Source organism: Methylocella silvestris, from assembly GCF_002891535.1.
GTDB classification, from domain to species: Bacteria; Pseudomonadota; Alphaproteobacteria; order Rhizobiales; family Beijerinckiaceae; genus Methylocapsa; species Methylocapsa silvestris_A.
Window position 1 is genome coordinate 1 of sequence record NZ_PDZR01000027.1, and the last position, 20337, is coordinate 20337.

General features: G+C 63.8%; 18 protein-coding genes and 1 tRNA gene. 6 read left to right on the forward strand and 13 right to left on the reverse strand.

Going from position 1 to position 20337, the window contains the following annotated elements; all coding sequences use genetic code 11:
* Window positions 1-63: 63 nt before the first annotated feature.
* Entirely contained in the window at window positions 64-243 is a 180-nt protein-coding gene (locus CR492_RS20575) for a CrcB family protein (protein WP_146030314.1), read from the reverse strand.
* A 748-nt stretch (window positions 244-991) separates the two neighbouring features.
* Between CR492_RS20575 and CR492_RS17470 the strand changes: the two genes are divergently transcribed.
* On the forward strand, window positions 992-2029 hold the full coding sequence (locus tag CR492_RS17470) for an LLM class flavin-dependent oxidoreductase (RefSeq protein ID WP_102845019.1): 1038 nt from the start codon (window positions 992-994) through the stop codon (window positions 2027-2029).
* Window positions 2030-2219: 190 nt separating this feature from the next.
* Here the strand turns inward: CR492_RS17470 and CR492_RS17475 are convergent, their stop codons facing one another.
* A complete protein-coding gene (locus CR492_RS17475) occupies window positions 2220-2930 on the reverse strand; it encodes a transglycosylase SLT domain-containing protein (protein ID WP_245412151.1) in 711 nt (236 codons plus the stop codon).
* A 538-nt stretch (window positions 2931-3468) separates the two neighbouring features.
* Between CR492_RS17475 and CR492_RS21395 the strand changes: the two genes are divergently transcribed.
* The 3 genes from CR492_RS21395 to glpK are packed head-to-tail and all read left to right on the forward strand — an operon-like array spanning window position 3469 to window position 6962.
* Window positions 3469-3906 carry a hypothetical protein gene (locus CR492_RS21395; RefSeq protein ID WP_146030315.1) on the forward strand — a complete coding sequence of 146 codons (438 nt, stop codon included), beginning with the start codon at window positions 3469-3471 and terminating at the stop codon, window positions 3904-3906.
* Window positions 3890-5392, forward strand: a complete 1503-nt coding sequence (locus CR492_RS17485; protein ID WP_102845021.1) for a glycerol-3-phosphate dehydrogenase — start codon at window positions 3890-3892, stop codon at window positions 5390-5392. The genes CR492_RS21395 and CR492_RS17485 overlap by 17 nt, the downstream gene beginning before the upstream one ends.
* A 25-nt stretch (window positions 5393-5417) precedes the next feature.
* Entirely contained in the window at window positions 5418-6962 is a 1545-nt protein-coding gene (gene glpK, locus CR492_RS17490) for a glycerol kinase GlpK (protein WP_102845022.1), read from the forward strand.
* A gap of 391 nt (window positions 6963-7353) precedes the next feature.
* Here the strand turns inward: glpK and CR492_RS17500 are convergent.
* A tRNA-OTHER gene (locus tag CR492_RS17500) sits at window positions 7354-7422 on the reverse strand.
* A 166-nt stretch (window positions 7423-7588) separates the two neighbouring features.
* Between CR492_RS17500 and CR492_RS17505 the strand changes: the two genes are divergently transcribed.
* Entirely contained in the window at window positions 7589-8866 is a 1278-nt protein-coding gene (locus CR492_RS17505) for a site-specific integrase (protein ID WP_102845024.1), read from the forward strand.
* A 104-nt stretch (window positions 8867-8970) separates the two neighbouring features.
* Here the strand turns inward: CR492_RS17505 and CR492_RS17510 are convergent, their stop codons facing one another.
* From CR492_RS17510 to CR492_RS17555, 10 genes are all read right to left on the reverse strand, one after another.
* Window positions 8971-10338 carry an AAA domain-containing protein gene (locus CR492_RS17510; protein ID WP_102845025.1) on the reverse strand — a complete coding sequence of 456 codons (1368 nt, stop codon included), beginning with the start codon at window positions 10336-10338 and terminating at the stop codon, window positions 8971-8973.
* Window positions 10335-11777, reverse strand: a complete 1443-nt coding sequence (locus CR492_RS17515; RefSeq protein ID WP_102845026.1) for a hypothetical protein — start codon at window positions 11775-11777, stop codon at window positions 10335-10337. Before CR492_RS17515 ends, CR492_RS17510 begins: the two co-directional genes overlap by 4 nt.
* Entirely contained in the window at window positions 11770-12876 is a 1107-nt protein-coding gene (locus CR492_RS17520) for a hypothetical protein (protein WP_102845027.1), read from the reverse strand. Before CR492_RS17520 ends, CR492_RS17515 begins: the two co-directional genes overlap by 8 nt.
* Window positions 12873-13712 (reverse strand): hypothetical protein, encoded by an 840-nt coding sequence (locus CR492_RS17525; protein ID WP_146030316.1) that lies wholly within the window; start codon window positions 13710-13712, stop codon window positions 12873-12875. The genes CR492_RS17520 and CR492_RS17525 overlap by 4 nt, the downstream gene beginning before the upstream one ends.
* A gap of 122 nt (window positions 13713-13834) precedes the next feature.
* Complete coding sequence (locus CR492_RS17530) at window positions 13835-15139, reverse strand: DNA methyltransferase (protein WP_102845029.1); 1305 nt, start codon at window positions 15137-15139, stop codon at window positions 13835-13837.
* Between the two features lie 40 nt (window positions 15140-15179).
* The gene (locus tag CR492_RS17535; RefSeq protein ID WP_102845030.1) at window positions 15180-15779 is read right to left on the reverse strand and encodes an RES family NAD+ phosphorylase; all 600 of its coding nucleotides are present in this window, start codon (window positions 15777-15779) and stop codon (window positions 15180-15182) included.
* Window positions 15776-16396: a hypothetical protein gene (locus tag CR492_RS17540; protein ID WP_102845031.1), complete on the reverse strand. Its 621-nt coding sequence runs from the start codon at window positions 16394-16396 to the stop codon at window positions 15776-15778. The genes CR492_RS17535 and CR492_RS17540 overlap by 4 nt, the downstream gene beginning before the upstream one ends.
* 163 nt (window positions 16397-16559) lie before the next feature.
* Window positions 16560-17864, reverse strand: a complete 1305-nt coding sequence (locus tag CR492_RS17545; RefSeq protein WP_102845064.1) for a hypothetical protein — start codon at window positions 17862-17864, stop codon at window positions 16560-16562.
* Window positions 17865-17896: 32 nt separating this feature from the next.
* Window positions 17897-19006, reverse strand: coding sequence for a toll/interleukin-1 receptor domain-containing protein (locus CR492_RS17550; RefSeq protein ID WP_102845032.1), 1110 nt, complete (start codon window positions 19004-19006; stop codon window positions 17897-17899).
* Window positions 19006-19677 carry a hypothetical protein gene (locus CR492_RS17555; protein ID WP_102845033.1) on the reverse strand — a complete coding sequence of 224 codons (672 nt, stop codon included), beginning with the start codon at window positions 19675-19677 and terminating at the stop codon, window positions 19006-19008. The genes CR492_RS17550 and CR492_RS17555 overlap by 1 nt, the downstream gene beginning before the upstream one ends.
* A gap of 87 nt (window positions 19678-19764) precedes the next feature.
* On the opposite strand from CR492_RS17555, the gene CR492_RS17560 reads away from it, so the two are divergent.
* Window positions 19765-20319, forward strand: a complete 555-nt coding sequence (locus CR492_RS17560) for a hypothetical protein (protein ID WP_102845034.1) — start codon at window positions 19765-19767, stop codon at window positions 20317-20319.
* The last annotated feature ends 18 nt before the right edge of the window (window positions 20320-20337 follow it).

Below are 20337 nucleotides of genomic sequence, written 5' to 3' on the forward strand. Positions count from 1 at the left end.
CCCCTCCCCCCCGCAAACCCCGACCATGACAAAAATGCGGACGTCTGACGCTACCACGAAACGTCAGCCATCGCCGGTAAGATAGGCGAACATCCCAATGATGAAGGAGCCGCTGATGTTGATCAGGAGGGTGCCCAAAGGAAATGCCGGCCCTGTGAGTCCCGTTACGAACGAGGCGAACCAGAAGCGGCTCATGCCGCCAAGAGCGCTTCCGAGGCCAACCCATAAATAGCTAGTAATCATGTGATATTTGGTCTCCAGAAAGGACGGATAAAATCTCTGGTAGCTCTACGACCTTCGCTTCGTTGGGCAAGCGCGCAACTTCTGGGAGCGCTGCTCAACGTGATTTATTGGCGTCGGCGTTTTCTTCTCCTCCAAACTAGTTGGCTTCTGGTTGATTGGCATTGACTTACGAATCATTTCACAGCGAGCACCGGACACTCTGGGAGCTGGACGCTGCGATCCAGCCAAGCAGATAATCGGCCGCCCTCGCACGTCCGCGTGCATGCGCCCGAGAAACGCGATCCAGGGCTCATCCGCGCCAGGATGGCCGAGACAATGCCGGCGCCAATGAATAGCTGCGCACTTGTTTCGAAGATGATTTCCGATAGCGCCGTCGAGATTCGGAACCCGATCGAGATCAGGCTCACGGTCGGCTTAAGGCCACCTTCAAGCCGGCAAGAACCCGGCGTTGTGGGACCCTCGCGGAGAGCTCGCGGCGCCTGCACCGGAAGCCGCTGCGCTGTCAGCGGAACGCTGCGGCGGCCGGTCGCGAAATGGGCGGGCCCAAATTTCCCGGGCGGTCAGTGCCAAACGCGATGAAAGCCGCGCGAGCGCGACGGCGACGCGGACCGTGGTTCCGCGCCTCGAACGCTCCGCTCGGCGGCGGCGCCGGCGGGGGTGTCGCTCAGGAGAGGTCGCCGCCACAAATGGCCGCGGTCCCTAACACAAAGGTCATGGCGTCCCCACATGCGCCGGGAAGGAGCGCCCCATGGTTTCGTTATCTATTCTCGACCTCGTCCGCGTGCGGCAGAATGCGACGCCGCGGGAGGCGATCGATCACGCCCGCGATCTCGCAGCGCACGCCGAAAAATGGGGCTATCGCCGGTTCTGGGTGGCGGAGCACCATAATATGCCCGGCATCGCCAGCGCGGCGACGTCTCTGGTCATCGCCCATATCGCGGCTGGAACCAGCACGATACGCGTCGGGGCAGGCGGAATCATGCTGCCGAACCACGCGCCTTTGATCATCGCCGAACAGTTTGGGACGCTGGCGACGCTGTTTCCAGGCCGCATCGACCTTGGCCTCGGCCGCGCCCCAGGAACCGACCAGATGACGCTGCGAGCCCTGCGGCGCAATCCAGAGAGCGCCGACAGATTTCCCCGCGATGTCCTCGAGCTGCAGGCTTTGCTTGCTCCCGTTCAGCCTGGCCAGACGATCGAGGCCGTTCCTGGCGCAGGCACGGAGGTTCCCTTATGGATTCTCGGCTCGAGCACGTTTGGCGCGCAGCTCGCGGCCGAGCTCGGCCTGCCTTACGCCTTCGCCTCGCATTTTGCGCCCGACGCGTTGGATATTGCGCTCGAAATCTACCGCGCAAGATTCAAGCCCTCAAAACAGCTCGCCGCGCCGCACGCGATGGTCGGCGTCAACATCATCGCGGCTGAAAGCGACGAGGAGGCGCGCCGGTTGGCGACGACGCAGCAAATGTCCTTTACCGATCTGCGTCGCGGGATGCGTGGTCTGAGCAAGCCGCCCATCGACAATATTGAGGCCTATTGGTCTTGGGCGGAAAAGGCGCAGGCCTTAAATATGCTGGCCTGTTCGATCGTCGGCTCGCGAGACAAAGTGCGCGCAGGCGTCGAGCGCTTGGTCGCGCGGACGGGGGCCGACGAATTGATGATCGTCTCGGATGTGTTCGATCACGCCACGCGTCTGCGCTCGTTCGAAATAATCGCTGACGTCGTGAACGAGACTGGCGAGGAGTCCGTCGCCAAGACGGCGCCGAAGGCTCAAATTCTCAGCAATTAGCGCCACGCCGAAAGGAGCCGTTTGCGTCAGTAGATCCAACGCACTTGGAACAATTTTTACAAGTGGCGGAACGGGGCTCAAAAGGCGCCGATGCGGGGTGCGTTCGCTGCAGCTCGCCCCTGATGACGTGAGCGGGCCGAATCTTGGCGGTCGCCAATTGATCCTCAGCCGCAAGGCGGGACGTCCAAGGTCATTTGGCGAGACCCCTGAACTGCCGCTTCAGCGTGTTGACGCGGGCGACGTAGGCGGCGACGTCGTGGTCGCCGCAGTGTTCGTCGTCGCTTAATTGAAACCCCCTACGGGCGAACGTCGCCGCCGGACCCGCGCCGCAGAGATGAGCGATCACGGCGAGATCCTGCTTCTGCTGCAAAGTCGCGCCGCCGTGTAGCCGACGTGCAAGGATTTTCGTCACTTTCCGGTCCAAAGACACGGCAGCAAGCTCGATCGCATGGCTCGGCAGGGCGCGTGAACGGAACCTGTTGAACCAGCATGAGCGCCAATCAGTCCAGGCGCCTTCCGCGACGACTTGGTGGTTGCGTATGCAAAAATGCCTGGCGTCGGCCAAGATCGCCTCGGTCAACTGGAACATTCCGACGGCGCTTGAGGCGGGCCGGTAGATCTCGAAAGGGTTCCAGCTCAGGCGCCAGCGCCAGTAAGTGCGCGCCACTGGATTGCCCATACTTTCAACCTGGGCCAGCGCCGCCAGGAGATCTGGCGTGATGGAGGCGGTAGAATATTCGCGGAAGAGCGGCGCATATTGCCGCCAGGTTTCCGAGGGCGTCTTGTTGAGCGCGCCGCTCACGGGAAAGAACAACTCTGTTGGCTTTCGCACGACATGATAGGCGATGTTCGTTGCTGAGAAGACGCCGAGAGCCGCCAACAGGATGATGACCGCGCGCACGAATGAAGGCGCCGCGCGCTGTTGGCTCCACGGCGCAGTGGTGCATTTTCGCCATCGGCGAAGCTGAAGAAAGAGCGCGTTCCAGTCGCGCTTGATCGGCAGCCTGGAAGACGGCCTCTCGGCGGCGCTTGATGACGACGCATTGGCTGCCGGTGCGGCCCGGCGGCGTTGGACGGTTCGAGCCGCGCTTCTTGCATTCACGCCGCTCACTCCGACATCTCCAGCGTGCGCGGCGACGAAGACCTGGCTCCTGTCTGACGATCCCACGTCCTCAGACCTCAAAGCCTCGACCTTAGTCTGCACGTTTATTCCTTAAGCCTGGTTAAGCTGGCTATGGCGCGTAGCCTCGAACGCCGTAGAATTGGGAGCTGTTTTTCATTCAGAAAGAGGTCTTTCCCGGCGGTTCTGGCGTGAACGGCCGGCACCAACAGGGGATTTATGAGCGTCTGCTTCACTTTGAGCCAGCCTCATTCCGTTGATATTGCTATCACATTATGAGTTTGGCTGTGTTTGCGGCATCCTCGTGATAGATATGGGCATGTCGTTTTCGGCTGGTGATTTGCTGCAGGTTCCAGATGGTTTGCGTCGCGTCGCCCGCGATCTGCAACGCGACGTCGCCGTTCTCGTCATCGAGAGTCCGGCCAGGGCCCTCCTCATCGAAAAGCTGAAAACACAGCTCGCCGTATTCCGGCAGGCGCGTTTTGGGCGCTCATCGGAAACGATCGACAGGGATGTGGCGGCGCTGCGGCAGCTTTTGAACGAGCGCATCTGCCGGCATGCGGGCGCCGGCCGCGCCGTCGATGCCGGAGACCCGCCAGTCCGCCTGCTCGATCCCGGGCGTGGCGGGACGAAGACCAGACGACTTTGGACGGCAATGTACGACGAGCGGCCGTTCGGTTCGACGGCGTCAGCTTCTGACGCATCAGCCGCCGCGATCGCCAAAGCATCAGGAAGGACCGATGACGCCGGAGGCTGACGTCGACCTTCTCATCATCGGCGGCGGCGTCAACGGAGCGGGAATGGCTCGGGACGCAGCGGGCCGCGGCTTCTCGGTCCTGCTGTGCGAGCAGGGCGATCTTGCATGCGCCACATCCTCGGCCTCGAGCAAGCTGATCCACGGAGGCCTGCGCTATCTCGAACATTACGATTTTCGGCTCGTTCGGGAGGCGCTACGCGAGCGCGAAATTTTGCTCAGGATCGCTCCGCATGTCGTTTGGCCGATGACTTTTGTGCTGCCGTATGACAAGGGGGTGCGCCCGCAATGGATGATCCGCCTCGGCCTTTATCTTTACGACCGGCTGGCGCCGCGCAAACATCTGCCGGCGTCGTCGCGGTTCGATTTGCACGGCCGTCCCGAAGGAGCGCCGCTCAAACGGCGCTTTGGGACCGGCTTTTCCTATTCCGATTGCCAAGTCGACGACGCGCGGCTGGTGGCGTTGAACGCTGTCGACGCGGCGGAGCGAGGCGCTGACGTCCGCACGCGGACGCGTTGTCACAGCGCGCGACGCGAGCAGGCGGGCTGGCGGGTCGCGCTGAAAGATCAAGGGAGCGAGACGATCATTCGCGCGCGCGCTTTGGTCAACGCCGCAGGCCCCTGGGCGGATGAGGTAGCGAACCTCTGCCGCGGACCCGCGCCGCGCCGGCTGCGTCTCGTCAAGGGGAGTCACATCATCACGCCAAGGCTCTACGCCGGCGACCATGCCTACATTTTACAAAATGACGATGGCCGCGTCGTCTTCGTGACGCCATTCGCGCAACGCTTCTCGCTCATTGGCACGACCGAAATCGCGTTCGAGGGCGATCCTGCAAAGGTTGCGATCGATGCGGACGAGGTGGACTATCTCTGCCGCGCCGCCTCGCGCTATTTCGACAAGCCGCTCGATCCGAAAGACGTGGCGCATCATTTTTCCGGCGTGCGCGCGCTGTATGAAGACAACGCCCCGAGCCCAAGCGCCGCCACGCGCGACTATTTTCTGGATCTCGACGCCCCGGCTGGAACCGCGCCGCTTCTCTCGGCCTATGGCGGCAAGATTACGACCTACCGGCGTCTGGCGGAGCGCGCCGTCGACATGCTGTCGGAGCGGCTCGCCCCGCCCCGGCCAAAACCATGGACCGCTTCGGCGCCGCTGCCCGGCGGCGATTTCCCTGACGGCGATTTCGATCGCTTTGTCGCTCAATTGACAGCGCAGCGGCCATGGCTGCTGGAGCCGCTGGCGTTGCGGCTCGCCCGCTCCTATGGAACGCGCGTCGAGACCATACTTGGTTCGGCGCAAAGGCTTGGCGATCTTGGCGAGGATTTTGGAGCCGGGCTTCATGAGGTCGAGATCGACTATCTGGCGGAGCGCGAATGGGCGCGGACGGAAGAGGACCTGCTTTGGCGGAGGTCAAAGCTCGGCCTTCACATGACCCCCGACGAGCGTCGGCGCGTCGGCGCTTATATCTGTGAACGCGCGAAAAAATGACGACGTCCTGTGGAGGCCCGCAAGCATGAGCCCTATCCGTCTTCTCGCGATCGATCAGGGCACGACATCGACGCGCAGCCTCGTTTTCGACGTAGGCGGCCGATTGATCGCGAGCGCGCAGCGCGAGTTGCCGCAACATTATCCGCAGCTGGGATGGGTTGAGCACGATCCAGAAGACATCTGGCGCGACGTTCTCGCCACCGCGCGCGAAGCCGTCGAAAATGCCGGCGGCCCGATCGCGGCGATGGGCGTCGCGAACCAGCGCGAAACCCTCGTGGTCTGGCGGCGGGCGACGGGCAAGCCGATCTATCCCGCCATCGTTTGGCAGGATCGACGAACCGCGGAGGATTGCGACCGGCTGCGCGCGGAAGGCGCAGAGGAACTGGTTCGCAGTCGCACCGGACTGCTGCTCGACCCCTATTTTTCGGCGAGCAAACTTGCCTGGATCCTCGACAATGTCGCGGGCGCGCGCGCGGACGCCGATCGAGGAGATCTCGCTTTCGGCACGATCGACAGTTTCCTGCTCTGGCGCCTGACCGGCGGCAAGGTCCACGCCACCGACGCCACAAACGCCAGCCGGACTCTTCTGTTCGATATTCACCGCCAGTGCTGGGATAAGGATCTTCTCGAACTCTTCGGTATTCCGGCGCCGCTGCTTCCTTGCATCGAGGATACGAGCTTCTATTTCGGCGTGACGGCGCCGGGCCTTTTCAATCTGTCGATCCCGATCGCCAGCCTTGCGGGAGATCAGCACGCGGCCATGGTCGGGCAGGCCTGCCTCTCGCCGGGCATGGCGAAGGCGACATATGGCACCGGATGTTTCGCCCTGCTCAACACGGGAGCGCAATCCGCCCCGCCCGCCGCGGGAACCCTCGGCACGCTCGCCTACCGGATCTCCGGGACGCCCACCTATGCCGCCGAAGGCGCGATTTTCGCGGCCGGCGCCGCCGTCAAATGGCTGCGCGACGGCCTCGGCCTCATCACGAATGCGGCGCAGACCCATGACATGGCGACGCGTCTTCCCGGCAATCACGGCGTCTATATGGTGCCGGCTTTCGTCGGTCTTGGCGCGCCTTATTGGGATGCGCACGCGCGAGGTCTGATTTGCGGCCTCACGCTCGACGCCACGGCTGCGCATATCGCGCGCGCGGCGCTCGAAGCCGTCGCCTACCAGACTCTTGATCTCATGCAGGCGATGGCGCCAGATGGGTCGAGCGGCCGCGCGGCCCTGCGCGTCGACGGCGGGATGGCCGCGAACGACTGGCTGTGCCAGTTTCTGGCCGACATCCTCGAGGCGCCGGTCGAGCGGCCGCTCGTGCTCGAGTCGACGGCGCAGGGCGCAGCCTACCTCGCCGGCCTCACGATCGGCGCCTATTCCGATCTCGCCGCCATCGCCAAGGTCTGGACGCTCGGACGCCGATTCGAGCCGCGCATGACGGCGGCGTCGCGCGCGCAATTACTCGAAGGTTGGCGCGAGGCCGTTCGCCGGACGCTCACAAACGCCGGCGCCCATCCGCGCGAAATCTGCGGCTCGATATCGAATTCGTCCGGAAAATTGACGGGCGCGTAGGCCGGCCTTTGTGCCCTGCGATCAATCGCAGATTGAGCCGATAGCGCCACGCGGCGAGGCCCCGGCATTATCAGTGAGAAGCGCCGCGCTTTAGCCGGGTATGAGAAGCGCGCCCTCGGCCGCATTCCTTTGACGATTGCTATTTGATTGCGACCGCCAGCGACGCGAGACTAACTGCGAGTTGGGCAAGGTCGAAGCCATTGTCGACGAGCCAAGAGCGCACGCCACGACGCCCCGCACGTGGCCGCCGGGAATTTCAAGCGCCGGCTTGATCGTCCGACACGCAACGGCATTCGGCGCGCCATTCGGTTCCGCCGTGGTTCCGCGCCCCAACAGCAAAAAGGCCCGCTTGCGCGAGCCTTGTGCAAATAATTGACTTCAAAGCCATTTTTGGAGCGGGCGAAGGGATTCGAACCCTCGACCCCAACCTTGGCAAGGTTCATATCCATCAACTACCCGCCTCTCTCCACTTCTCCAAAATACGATAAATAAATGACTTACGGAAGTTCTCGTACGCCAGGCCCGCCGGAAAGCACCGCCGGTTTGCGCTAAACTGCTTACATAGTGCTTACAATTTTTTCCGAACCTGATAATGTAAGCAGATCGTCGCGTGAGGAGAAAGGCCCATGAGCGGGAGGTTGACCAAGACGGGTGTGGAAGGCCTCACGCCGCCCAGCGAGAAGGGCGGCCAGTCATTCCTCTGGGACGGAGAGCTGAAGGGCTTCGGCGTCCGGGCCGTCCACTCGGGCCTGAAGACCTTCATCCTCCAATATCGAGATGCCGACGGGCGATCTCGCCGGATCAAGCTGGGGCGTTTTGGCGCGATCACGGTCGAAAGCGCCCGCGATCTTGCGAAGGTCAAGTTCGGCCAGCTCGCCAAGGGCGACGATCCAGCGAAGAAGCCCGACACCCGGCGGAGGACCACCGTAGCGGCGCTGTGCGACTGGTATACCGAGGAGGCCGAGGCCGGTCGCATTCTCGGTCGCCGCAACCGACCGATCAAAGCCTCGACGCTCGCCATGGACAAGAGCCGCATCGAGACGCACATCAAGCCTCTATTGGGAAAGACCCTGGTCCACACCCTCAAGATCGCCGACATCGAGCGCATGCAGTCGGACATCGTCGACGGGAAGACCGCCAAGTCCCGGGGCAAGGGCCGAGGCGGTGTGACAACGGGCGGTCCTGGCGTGGCGGCCCGAACCGTCTCGACACTGCAGAGTATACTCGGCCACGCGGCGCGTCTGGACCGCATCGAGGCGCATCCAAGCAAGGGCGCTCGGAAGCTGGCCGGAAAGAAGAAGACCCGGCGTCTCAGCGTCCCCGAGATCGAGAAGCTTGGTCAGGCGATGCGCCATGCGGCGCGCAACGAGACAGAGAGTCCCATCGCGCTGGCCATCGTGCGGCTTCTGCTCCTGTCCGGATTCCGGATTTCCGAGGGACAGGGTCTTGAGCGCGCGTGGGTGTTCGCCGAGGGCAGCTATGTTGGCTTCCCTGACACCAAGGGCGACGCGCAGGTGAGGACCATCGGGCCGTCCGCCGTGAATGCGATCACCGAGCAGCCGGTGCGTGTCAATTCGCCCTACGTTTTCCCGTCCGAAGTCAGCGATGGGCACTTCACAGCCGCCAAGCCCTGCCTGGAAAGGCTATGCGTGTCGGTCGGGCTCGAAGGCGTCACACCGCACACCTTGCGCCACACGTTCGCGAGCGTTGCGGGAGACCTGGGCTTCTCGGAACTGACCATTCGGGCCCTTCTCGGTCACGGCTCGCAGAGCGTCACCCAGGACTACATCCATATCGACGAAGCACTGAAGCTGGCCGCGACACGGACGAGCGACGAGATCGCTTCGCTCCTGGACGGCGCAAAGCGGACCAAGGACGCCGGCGTTTCGCGGCAAGCGGCGTAACGTCGCTTGGCGACACGCGCAACGAGGGTGCTTACGACGTGGCGAGCGCGAGGACCTGCATCTATTGCCCGCAGAAAGACGCCGTGGTGACAAGCTATCGTAGGTCATCTCGCCAACTGACCGGCCGGCGATGGAGCCAGCCCGTTTACCGCGGGAAATACGCGCCCGGCACGGGCAAGCGCGACCATAAGCGTCAGATGAGCCCGCCAACCCCGATATTCGGGATCGTCGTCGATACCGAGTGCACGATCACCTGCCGGATCGAACCGCATCAACTGTTGCCCGATGCCTTGTCGGCCGAAAACCCAGCACCCGATGCGGTGCCTCGACAGCATGACGCAAAGACGGCCCGCGTCGAGGTGAAACGCGGTTGCATCAGCCCTTCCAGACAAGGGATGATGCACGAACATGAATGGCCGCTCGATCCCCTGGAAGCGATTGGCGGTCTCGACGAACACGCCTACCATATCAGGCTCGATCCGTTCGCGCACAGCGTTGACCTGGCTCACATGCGCGCAGACAACCCCAATCTTGTCGGGCGTCACTTCCGAGACCTGACCGTCATCGCTCATCCAGGCGCGCCGGCGCAGAAGCCTCGCAATCGAGGCGACAAGCTCTTGTGCAAGCTCACCATCCGCCTCTCCGGTGATCTGCGCTGGCAGTTCGACCATGACGATCGATGACCCTGCGGCGACCGCGTCGAGCGCGGCGTCGAATGGCATGATCCCGGCGACCTGGAAATGCACCGACCGATCCTGACTCATCGCGCGGAACGGCATGTCCGGGTAGAAGGCTGGCTGAACGAGGCTGACCGTATCGGCGTTGAGGCGGCGGGAGACGGGCAGGTCGAGCTGAAGCACTGAAGGATGGCGCTGCACCAGCGCCGCCGGGCATGAGACCTGCGGGCCGGCCGGATCACAGCGCCACCGCTCGATCTCGCAATTGACGAAGGGATCGATCTGGCCGGGGTCGCCGATCAGCGCGTGCCGTGGGGCGAGGTTCGAGATTAGCTGGAAACGATAGTCCGGAAGCTGGAACGCCTCATCGACAATCTGAAGATCGAAGCAGGGCTCGGTCGTCTGGATCCAGGACCATTTCGCAGCATTGCCGATCGTGATCGAAGGCTGCTGTGGCAGGCTCAGTACGTCATGCACGACCACGAGATTGGGAAGACTTGCAACGTCCGCCGGCAAAGCGAGGCCGCGCCGGGCAAACAGATGAATGGGCAGGGCTTGGGCGTTGCCGGCGAGCCGGCGCGTCAGATCGAACGCCTGCTCGTTCGTCTGGGTGACGACCATGCAGCGCTGATCGAGCATGGTGGCGCTCTGAAGGGCAACGCGCTGCGCGACGCCGGTTTTACCGGCGCCGGGAGGCGAGCGCAGAACCACCGCCGGCACACCTTGCCATTGACTGGCGAGGACTCGCTCAAGAGCCGCGTCGGCCGCGGCCTGCGGATCGAAGGGCTCGGTCATGCGAGGCTCTCCACCGCGGCGAGCAGATTTGCGGGCATGGGCCGGTTGACCGGGGTTGGTGCCGGCGTCGTGTCGCCATGCGTCCAGGGCTCGTTGGTCAGTCGCACGCTCATCTGCCTGAGGTCATTACCGATGCCTTCCCAGTTGGGCGCCTTCGGTCCGAAGTCGAGGGTTATGCCTAGCGACGTGCGCTTCACTGCATTCTTGCCGTCGAGCACCCTGCCGGTGACCCATGTGAAGGGACCACGTCGCTCCACATCGTCGATGCGCACCGATATCTTAGGGTCATCCAGCGTCCACAGCTCGTCGCCGGCACGAAGGTGGAGGCTGTCCTGATGGCTGGAGAGCACAAAGTCATATTCAAACAGGCGCGGACGGATCTTTTCTTTGCGAATATCAACGATCTGCGCGCGGAGCACGCTGCCGCTGACGACACCTTTTTCGCGCGCGGAGCGGTCATGGCGCAGCAACCCCGCTTCCAGGTTGGCCACGGCGCGCTCGCGCGCGACGATCTTCATGGCGCCCGCCTTCGGCTTGTCATGATACGGCAGATGAAAGCCTGCTTCGCGAGCCGCCATGAAGCGCTCGAACTCTCGCGCTTCCTGATCTGCCAATGCGTCCAGCGCGGGATTTAGTTGCCAGCGGGGGGCCGTTAGCAACGAGATTGCTCGCTGGGTGGCGGCATAGATCGGGCGGATTACACCTTCGAGCATCTGTTGGATGCGCGCGCGATTAAACGCGATCACGGACTCGGGTTTCCCCGCAGAGCGAGCGCGATTGTAGTCTTCGATCGCGGGCTGCAGCGTGGTTCGGTCAAAGTGCGGGTCGGTTTTCACCGCCATCGGCTGCGCTTCTGCCGTGGCGACGGCTGCAAAGATATCGCGGCCGGCGGGCGGCTCGATCCAAGTCAACAGCGAGCCGAGATGCTCGTCCTCGGCTTCTTGCTGACCGGTCGCATAGTGCGCGCGGAGTACCGTCGTCGCGCTAATCAGAACCTGCTGCCCAGCCACTGGCGAGCGCTCGCCGGCATAGGTCCACAAGGTGCCGAGCCGCTTGATATCGTCCTCATCGGTGAAGCGAAGGCGATCGGCAAGTGTGTCGAGATGGCCAAGCGCGCCGGCGGAAGACACCCAGATCTGCGGGAACGTCCCAGCCGCGAGACATTCGGCGTAATAGTCCTCGAAGAAGGGCAACAGCCAGCGCAACAGAGCATATTGATCGTCACGGCGACGCGGATCGGCGACGACGTTAATTTCAGGAGGATGACCGAAGCGGCCGAGCGCCACGGCATGCACGGACGTATCCTCGCCTGCCATGGCGAGCAGCGTCAGGATGCGTGCATGGGGTTGAATTACCAGTTGGCGCTGCGAGACGATCGGCACGGCCTGGCCGCGCTGAAGCGCTCGCAAGCGCGCTGCGACATGAACAAAGTCAGCCATTGGCGATCCTATCGAGCAGTAAGGCGGCCGCGCGCAGTTCAGTCGCGAGCGCGGCCTCGGCACGGTTGTCCGGCGGCCGGCCGCGCCCGTCGAGCAAGTCGAGCGCACGCGTGATCGAGCCCGCGGCGGCCAATTGCTCGGCGGCAGCATCACCCAGGATGATCGGCTGACCGGCGGCAAGCGCCTGGGCGCGGCAACGCTCCCACAAGGCGCAATGCTCCTTACAATTCGACCGGTAGTTGTTGGGGATCTGATTGATCACTCGCGGATCGGCAAAGCTGGTGCCGGCCGGCACTAGCTGCTCGACTTCGTCGAGGTCTGCGGGCGCAGTTGATAGCGTCCGCACGAGCGACGCCATCTCGGACTCGGCACGCATCGATGCGAACAGGCGCGGCACGAAGGAGCCAGGGGCGCGGAGCACCATATCGATACGGTCGCCCGCGAGATCGGGATCATCGCCGCGGCTTTCGAGATGCTGACGCAAAGCTAGCGTCCCCACCGCCGCTTCCCGACAGGCCGCACGAATGTCGGCCTTGTCAGTTTTGCCGCCGCGATCGGCATAGGACTTGATGACGCCGACGCGGTAGGAGCGCGCGTCGTCGCTCGCGACCATATAGTCGAGCTCGATCGCGTGCGTCACGCCGACCAGCGCCAGCGGCAGGCGGGGATTGAGGATCAAGTTCGGGGCGAGCGGGTTGCCCGCGTGCTTCATATCCAGCAGTCGCTGGGTCTCGAGTTCACGCCGCTGACGGGCGAGCACGCCACCACCTGGAGCATGATCGGCCACCGATGAGATCTTCACCTCGCTTGTGGCCAGGTGTCCCTTTTCGCGATACGCGGTCAGGAGCGAGGCGCCGCCATTTTCTAGCAGGCGGCGCTCATACGCTTGGCTCAGGGTCATCGCGAACGGCGACATGATGTCGGGTTCGGCGTTGAAGACATGCTTGATGATCTCGGTCGGCGTGAGCCCCGAGATGACGATAGCGCGGAGCCGGGTACAGCCCGCATTCCGCGCCACGCTCTCGATACCTCGCGCCCCGACCTCGACGGCCGGAATGCCGCCACGCAGGCGGGCAAGCCGCGCGTTGGCGGGCGTCAACGGATCGCCCTCTCGGCCGCTTTGCTGTCGACCATGACTGGGCGGCCCCACAGCTTGAAAACTGTGCTGCTCGATGAAAGCCGGGCGGCAGCAGCCTGTCGCTCGGCAAGGTCCGCCTCTTCGAGCATCGTCAGCTCGGCCCCGACAGCTTCAGTCACGCGCTTGGGATCGATCGGCTGGCCGGTGTCATTAGCGCCCGGGATCGACCGCGCGAATGGGAAGAGCAGCCGCTCGACGCTCTTTGCCTCGGTAGCCCCGATCTCACGGAGGTGGGCGAGCCGGTGCGCGAGGCTAATCGCGATCCGCAGACTGTCGGTGCGCATGCTGCGCGAGCCGATGATGCGGCGCTCCAGGCTCCAGGTCGAACTCGTGAGCAGCCTCGGAATGGCGGTAAGCTCGGCGGCGCTGATCGCGGGCACGATCCAGGCCGGGCGCGCCGCAAGATTGCGACGCGCTGCATTCTCTTCATCACGCCTGAGGCTGGCAAAGCGCGACGGCGAGGGCCGAGTGCCGGTGAGCGCCGCGGTCAGATCGGCGATGAGCGCGGGTGCAGACGGGACACCCAGGTCGTCGAGCGCATCGAGCGCGAGTTCGCGAAGCGGCTTCCCGGGCTTGCGCGCGCGTGGCGTCGCGATCTCGCGCGCTTCCAGTTCACTGAAGCGGAGGGCATCGGAGAGGCGCTGATATTCGGCCGTCAGCTCGGCAATCTTCGCCTGCGCGCGTTCCCGACCCGCTTGATCCACCGCTCCCAGCGCCTTCATCAGCTCGGCATAGGCGTCCTGCTGCCGCTTGGCGTTGCGGGTGAGTTGATCAGCTAGGGGCAGTGCACGTGACATGCACCCTATATACTCTTCCACGCTCTTCCACGCAATACCACGCTTGTCCTCGTGAGCGCAGATCTAACGGTCGACTCTCCGGCGATTTGTTCCTTTACCTGCGTAAGTAAGGCTAGGGGACGCTATTTGGCGAAGCAGAGGACCGACTCGGTCGCGCCCGATGGGCGCGCATAAGTTCGACGCCCTGGGTTGATGTCGGACATGGAGCGCAGGTGAAAATCCTCGCGCCGCTTGAGGTTCAGGCCGTGCTTCACCCCAATTTCGGAGATGACCTTGGGCAGGTCGTTATGCAAATCCTTGTAGTAGGAATCCTGCACGACAAGGATCGCACGGCCGCCGGGTTTTAGCGCGTCTGACATGCGCTCGATCGAACGCGACATCTTGTCGAAATAGTCGAGGTGAGTGCGATAATAATATCCGCCGGACGCCTTGGAAGGATGCTTTTTCAGCGCTTCCAGGAAGTGGGCGCATGTCTTGCCCCACTTGTCGTCGATCTCGATCGAAGCGCTTGGCACCTGGGTGGAGCCGATCATTTTCTTGCCTAGCGCGCGAGCACCTGTGCTCATCAACGGCCCGAGCACCGCGAGTTCGATGCGGGTTGCTGCTGTATAATCAATCCGCGTGCAGTAAGGCGGTGAGGTCAGCACGAAGTCGACGCTGCCGGCATCCAGTCTCATTGATGCCGTATCGGAGAGGTTGATCTTGCACTCCCCAGCCCGCGGTGTGTCGGCGATTAGCAGATCGGCATCAAGCTTGGTCGCCAATGCCGCCGACATGCCCCTCACATTGTCGGCGAAAAAGCGCGCGACGGTAATCTGAGGTGCCACGAGGCGCGCTTCGGTCTCCTTGGGCATGCGCAACCAAGTCGGGTTTGACGAGCGAAAAGGCGCCACGAGCTTACGGCAAGCGGCGAACAGCGCGACATAGAGCGTCGCCGCAGTGCCGGAGATCTTGTCGAGATGGATGCCATCGGGCGATTTGGTCATGCTGCCGACTAGGCTGCGGCGGATGTTCTGCTCGATGCCACGGATGAAGGCAGCCGTGGTAGGTTCGAACCAGCCGAGCAAGGCATCGTTCGAGTCCAGGGTTGGCGGCGCGGAATGTGCGTGCGACAGGATGGTCGCAGCGAGGGGCCGCAGATGATCAGCCTCGCTTGGCGGCAGCAGTCGTGCCCGCGCGACGATGATCATCACCGGATTGAGATCGATGCCGATCGAGGTCATGCCAAGGTCACTTGCCACGTATGTGGTGGTACCACTGCCATTCCAGGGATCGAGAATGACTGCACCACGGGGGAGCCTGGCGCTTTGCAGCAACTCGCGCGCAAACAACTCTGGGAAGCCGGCATAATAGGGGAAGAAACCCTCCCAGCCTGTCTGCAGCCGCTTGTTGCGCTTGGGGGAGAGAATGTGAAGCCTCGGCGCCATCAGCGGGGTCCCACGCTGGCGCGCATCAATATTGCGAGCATCATGGCGTCGCGTGTCCGCGCTTCCGGCGAACCGTAATGCCGAGGCGGGTAAGTTCGACAGGTAATAGCGTTGCTTGGAGCAGCGCTACCGGCAGCGTGCCCGAAAGCGTCGAGAAGGCGCGATCGTAGATCGACACGCAGTCGCCAGTGGTCAGGCGTGAGTTGAAAACGATGCCGTCGATGTCGGTCATCTCGGCGTGCACTGCTTCGGACAAGGCTTGGCCTGAAGTGTGAATGCGTGCGCGGTTGGTATCCGTATCGATTCCAACCTCGTAGGTGGCGGCACCTCGCAGATCGAGCAGCGCCAGTTCGCGGCTCGAACTGATCGATGTCACACAAAGCTGCTCCAGGTGTGGCCGATAAAGGAAACGCCTGGTCTTGCCTTCGAAACGGTCGCGCACGACGGCTTCCGCGAATGCGGTCGGGAAATTGTCGGCCGCATAGAGCACCCGGAAGGCGCCCGATGGGCTCGAGAAGCGGCTCGAGCCGAAGCCTGTGTTGGCAGGCGTCGATCGATGTCGGCTCGGGAGAATGCGCGGCCAGTCGGCGATACGCGCCTCGATGACCCGCTCGCGAAGCTTGGAGATGACGATCTTCACGCGTAGTCAAACGCGCCTTCCGCGGCGCTTTTGACCACCGGGACATCACCATCGCGGAGCTTGTCGATTGGCGGCTTGCCGTCTGTCATGTGGTTCGGGGCAACCAGCCATTCCCACGTCTCTTCGGGGGAGGTGAACAGAGGTGCGATGACATCGAGACCCTCGACGGGCCTGCGACGTTCGAACTGTCTAAGCGGGTAGAGGAAGTTCCGCAGACCCTTGCGCAAAGCGATTATCTTGTTCGCCTTGCGCCAGTTATCGAGCGTGCCGCGTGAGATGTTGAGCCGGTTGACCAACTCGCCGGCGCCGACGAGATCGCTCTCGACCCAGTCCGCGGACTCGTCATCGACCGTGATCGCATCGAGTAGCCGGCCGCCTTCCGCGGCCGACACCACGGGGCCGATGCCGCTGCCCTGCAGAACCTTGTCCTTCGGCATGGGCGGCTGCGCCACGGGCTTTCGCTCGCGTCCGCGAATGGCTCTGGCCGAGGCCGGCACCGGGACGTTCAATGTGACCGCGAGTTCCACCAGGCCGGCCATGTCCATGCGCTCGACCTTGCTCTCAATCGCCCTCGCCAGAGCGGCTCTGGCCGAGTGCACCTGCTTCAGAGTGCCCATGATATGTCCTCCGCTGAGCAAAATAGGCAAGTTGGGCAGAATATGCAATAGCGGAGTGAAGACTTGCCCCCATCAGCATAGCGGAAGGCGGCGCGAAGGCGTACTCGCCTCCTAGCTCTTCCACGATCGTCGGAGGAAAATGGCTCAATTTCGGGCCGCCCTACTAGATTAGGGGCGCGCCCTTATCGAGCAGACTATCGAGAAAACCCTCCCGCGACGCGATCGGACCGGCGCGCGTCGCCAGGATCAGAGCCTCGACGATCTGACGCGCCAGCGAACGCGCGATCACCCGCTCTTCGGTCGAGATCGCGGTCATGGCGCGTCCGTGCAGGAAGGCGCTCCTCACCTCGAAGACGCGCTCGTACTGGTCTGCATGCTGGCGGCCGCCGAGCAGCCCGGCGACGCGCCCGCGCATCCGGTCGGTCGCCCGCATGCCTTTATGGCGGTCAAGCGCGACGCGGAAGCACTTCTGATAATCGGCGCGCAGGCCCAGCGCCGCCTCGATGGTCGTGATGTGCGCCAGGAACTCGTCCACGCCCTCGGCCAGGAAGGCGCGCACGAGGAAGTGGGTGATCGGCGTCTCGAACAGGACCGACTGCTTCGCCTGTTCGACGATCGCCCACCGGCTCTGATCCCATAGCGCCAGCTCGGGCACGGCGGCGTCCGCGAGGGGGAGCTCCACGGGGCGCTCTTCCTCGAAGGTCTGGCCATAGCGGTCCGTGTAGACGCGGTCTTCCCAGCTCAGCGTGTTGGCCGAGGGCGGCGCGCTGGCGCGCACAAAGATGTCGCTGTCGACCGTGTAGACCCACGGCACGCGGAAGCCCCGCCAATCGACCTCCGCCATGGTCGACCAGGTCTCCCAAGGCGCCAGCAGAAGGAAGAACAATGCCGCTTCGAGAGCGGGCGGGAAGCGTCCTTTGTGCGGTTCGATCCGCCCCATGTCCTCGCTCAGGTTCATGAACAAGAACGGCACGGCGCGTGCCTCGGGCTCCTGGTCGAGCGGTACCGTTTCCTCGACGACGAGCCAATGAAACTCCGAAAGGCGATTAGCGTCGAAATCCTGGCGCTGATGCGCCCGCTTCAGCCGGCGCTCATCCACCAGCGCGCGCAACTCATCCGGCGCGAACCGACACACCTTGGCGGGGCCGAACGACAGCGGCGGGAGGTCCTGCGCGAGATCGAGGGGCGCGAGATGCAGGCGGCGCGCCTGTGTGGCGCGCAGCGCGGCATCAAGTCCATTCGCCGCCTCCGCTACGGGCGAGGCGAGATGGGCGGCGTCGCCACGAAGCTCGCACGGCAAGCCCAGCGCCCTCAGCGCGGTCGATAGCGCGAAGGCAGGACCGGTCTTGCCGGCGTTCGGATAGCCGTCGCGACAGATCGCGCGCAGGCGTTCGAAGGCCGGGTGCGCGAGAATGTTGTCGGGACCGGGCGGTCGCAATCGCCACAGCTCGGCCATCGTCTCCAGCATCGCGGGGCTCGGGCCTTGCCGGACGGCGTCCATCAGGCGATCCGAAGCCGACGCAGCAGCTTGGCCAGCACGGCCTCGTACTCCTCGGGCTTAGAGAAGTCGGCGTAAAGCTTGCCCTTCAGGAATTCGGGCAGCTCGCACGCTTCGATGAGCAGGGGCAGCACGACGACCTCGCCGCTGGCGATCTCCCGATTCATCGCCACATCAAGCTCCTTCTTCACCCAGGGCGCGCCGATCGACTTGGTCGACAGCACGACCGCGATATAGCGGCTGAGCTTGATGCCCTCCTCGATCTTGGCGATGAGCGAATCGCCAATGTCGATCTCCGCCTCGTCCAACCAGACGCGCTCCACGCCCCGGGCCATCAGATCGGTGCGGAGCTGCCGCACGAAGGGCTTGTCGACGCCGGTGTGGCTGAGGAAGAGGCCGTGATACTTTTCGTGCGCCGGATTGGCCTTCTCCAGCGCCAGACTATCGCGGACGAGCTGGTTGGCGGCGTCCTGCGACGTGGGCGGCGCCAGCAGCCAGCCGGTCGTCGGGCCGAGCGTGACCTTGCCGCCGAGGCTGTAGCCCTCCGGCGTTGCTGCGATCGACGCGAACCCCTCGCCTGGATCGGCCAGGCATAGGGTCCAGCCCGTCCGCGAAAGCACCTCGAAATAGCGGACGAACGGACTGTCCGGATCTACGCCGCCCATGCGCCTGCCCTTCTTTACCAGAAGGTTCGAGCGCTTCACTAAGCTCGCGACGGTGGGCGCCGCGTAGCCGAGATGGGTCTCGCGATAACCGAAGAAGTTCATCCGCTTCGGTTCGGACAGACACCAGATGACGGTGGCGCCGTCGGTGATCGCCGCCTCCAGCTCCTTGCGGCGATCCTCGGCGTCAAAGGCGGCGTCGAGGTCATAGCTGTCGTTCTGGCGCTTCAGCAGCCCCAGTTCATGGGCCTCGTTAGAGAACTCGCCGGCCCTGCCGAACAGGAAATGCGAGTAGCTTTCCGGATTGATGATTATCGTGTCGTACTCGTAGAGCGCGAACGCGGCCCGCTCCCGATCCACGCTGGCCTGGCACAGCCCGAGATTCTCGATCTCCACCTCGGCGATGGGATCGCCGGTGTAGGTCAGCCCGACCGTCAGTACCCGTCTCATCAAGCGCCTCCCGGCCGTCCGGCCATCCCGTCTTCGTCCCGGCTCTGGCTGCCGGCAGCGTTTGGCGAACCGATCGGCGCACGCACATCGGTGACCTGGCCACGACTGCCAACCAGTGCAATCTCGATCCCCGCCAAGGCGCACCGCGGCGCGAGCCGCTCTGCCAAGCGCAAGGTCGCTTGCGTCAATGGCACCACCGCCACCTGGCGTCCTTGCGAGGGCGTCGCCATCAGCAGGCCGACGGTTTCGCACAGGCCCTTGTAGAGGCGCGAGACCTGGCCGGGGTGCCGGGTGTTGATGATCCCGCCCTTGCACTCGGCTGAGATGATCTGGCCGCCAGCCTCGGCGACGACGTCACCAAGCCCAGACTTGGGATGGACCGTGACCGTCTGGCCCGCTTCGTCCCTATAGACCCCGCCATAGGTGGTGCCGCCAAGGCTGGAGACCTTCGCGAATCCGCGCCGCACGAACCAGCCGGCGAAGTCGAATTGTTTCCCATGCTCGCCGTCGGGATGGATGCGGACGTTTCGCGCGCTCGCCGTGCGCAGCAGGTGCATCGCGTAGGCTAGCATGACCGCCCCCTCATAGAGATGGTGCTCATGCGGACCCTCGGACTTTCCCGCCCGATTGGGTGGCGGCGCCAACGCCGTCACAAGATCCTCGAAGTCCAAACCAATCTCCCCGTCGTATCGGCGCACGCGCCACCCTTGACACTGCCTTATAACCGTCCATATTTGCCCGGCAAAGGAAGGCCTCTCATGTTTGCCTATCGCCCCGAAAAGTTCGCCTCACTCTATGCGTCTGACCTCGGTCAGCGCATCTGGACGTTTCTCACCCGACCCGAACAAGTTGCCCGCCTTGAGACCGCTTCAGGTTTGGGCAAGCCCGCCGTCGAGGGCATCGAGGAGCAGCTCCTGGAGGAATTCCGCGAAGAGGTGCTGGCCGACCGAGTGAAGCAAATGATCGGGCACATGGTGCGGCAGATTCTGGAACAGCAGGGTTGGGTGCTCGACCAGGTCGATGTGAAGCTCCAGTCGGTGCCCTTCTCCAAAGCCGCACGTTACCGGCGGCCGGACTGGGTCACGTTCCACGCCTTCCGCAACACTAGCGATCCGCGCGACGTCGCCATCACCGACCGGCGGCAGAACGCGCCGCTCCCGGCCAACACCCGCTGGACCTATTACGCGACCTTCGCCAGTCCGCTGAAGGCCGCCGTAGCCTTCGGCGTCCGGGATATCCGCCAGCTCCGTCAGCAGATTCACACGCATGGCTTTCAACGCGTGCGGATCGAACGCATGCTGAGGCGCGCCTGACGGTCGGCAGCGCATAGA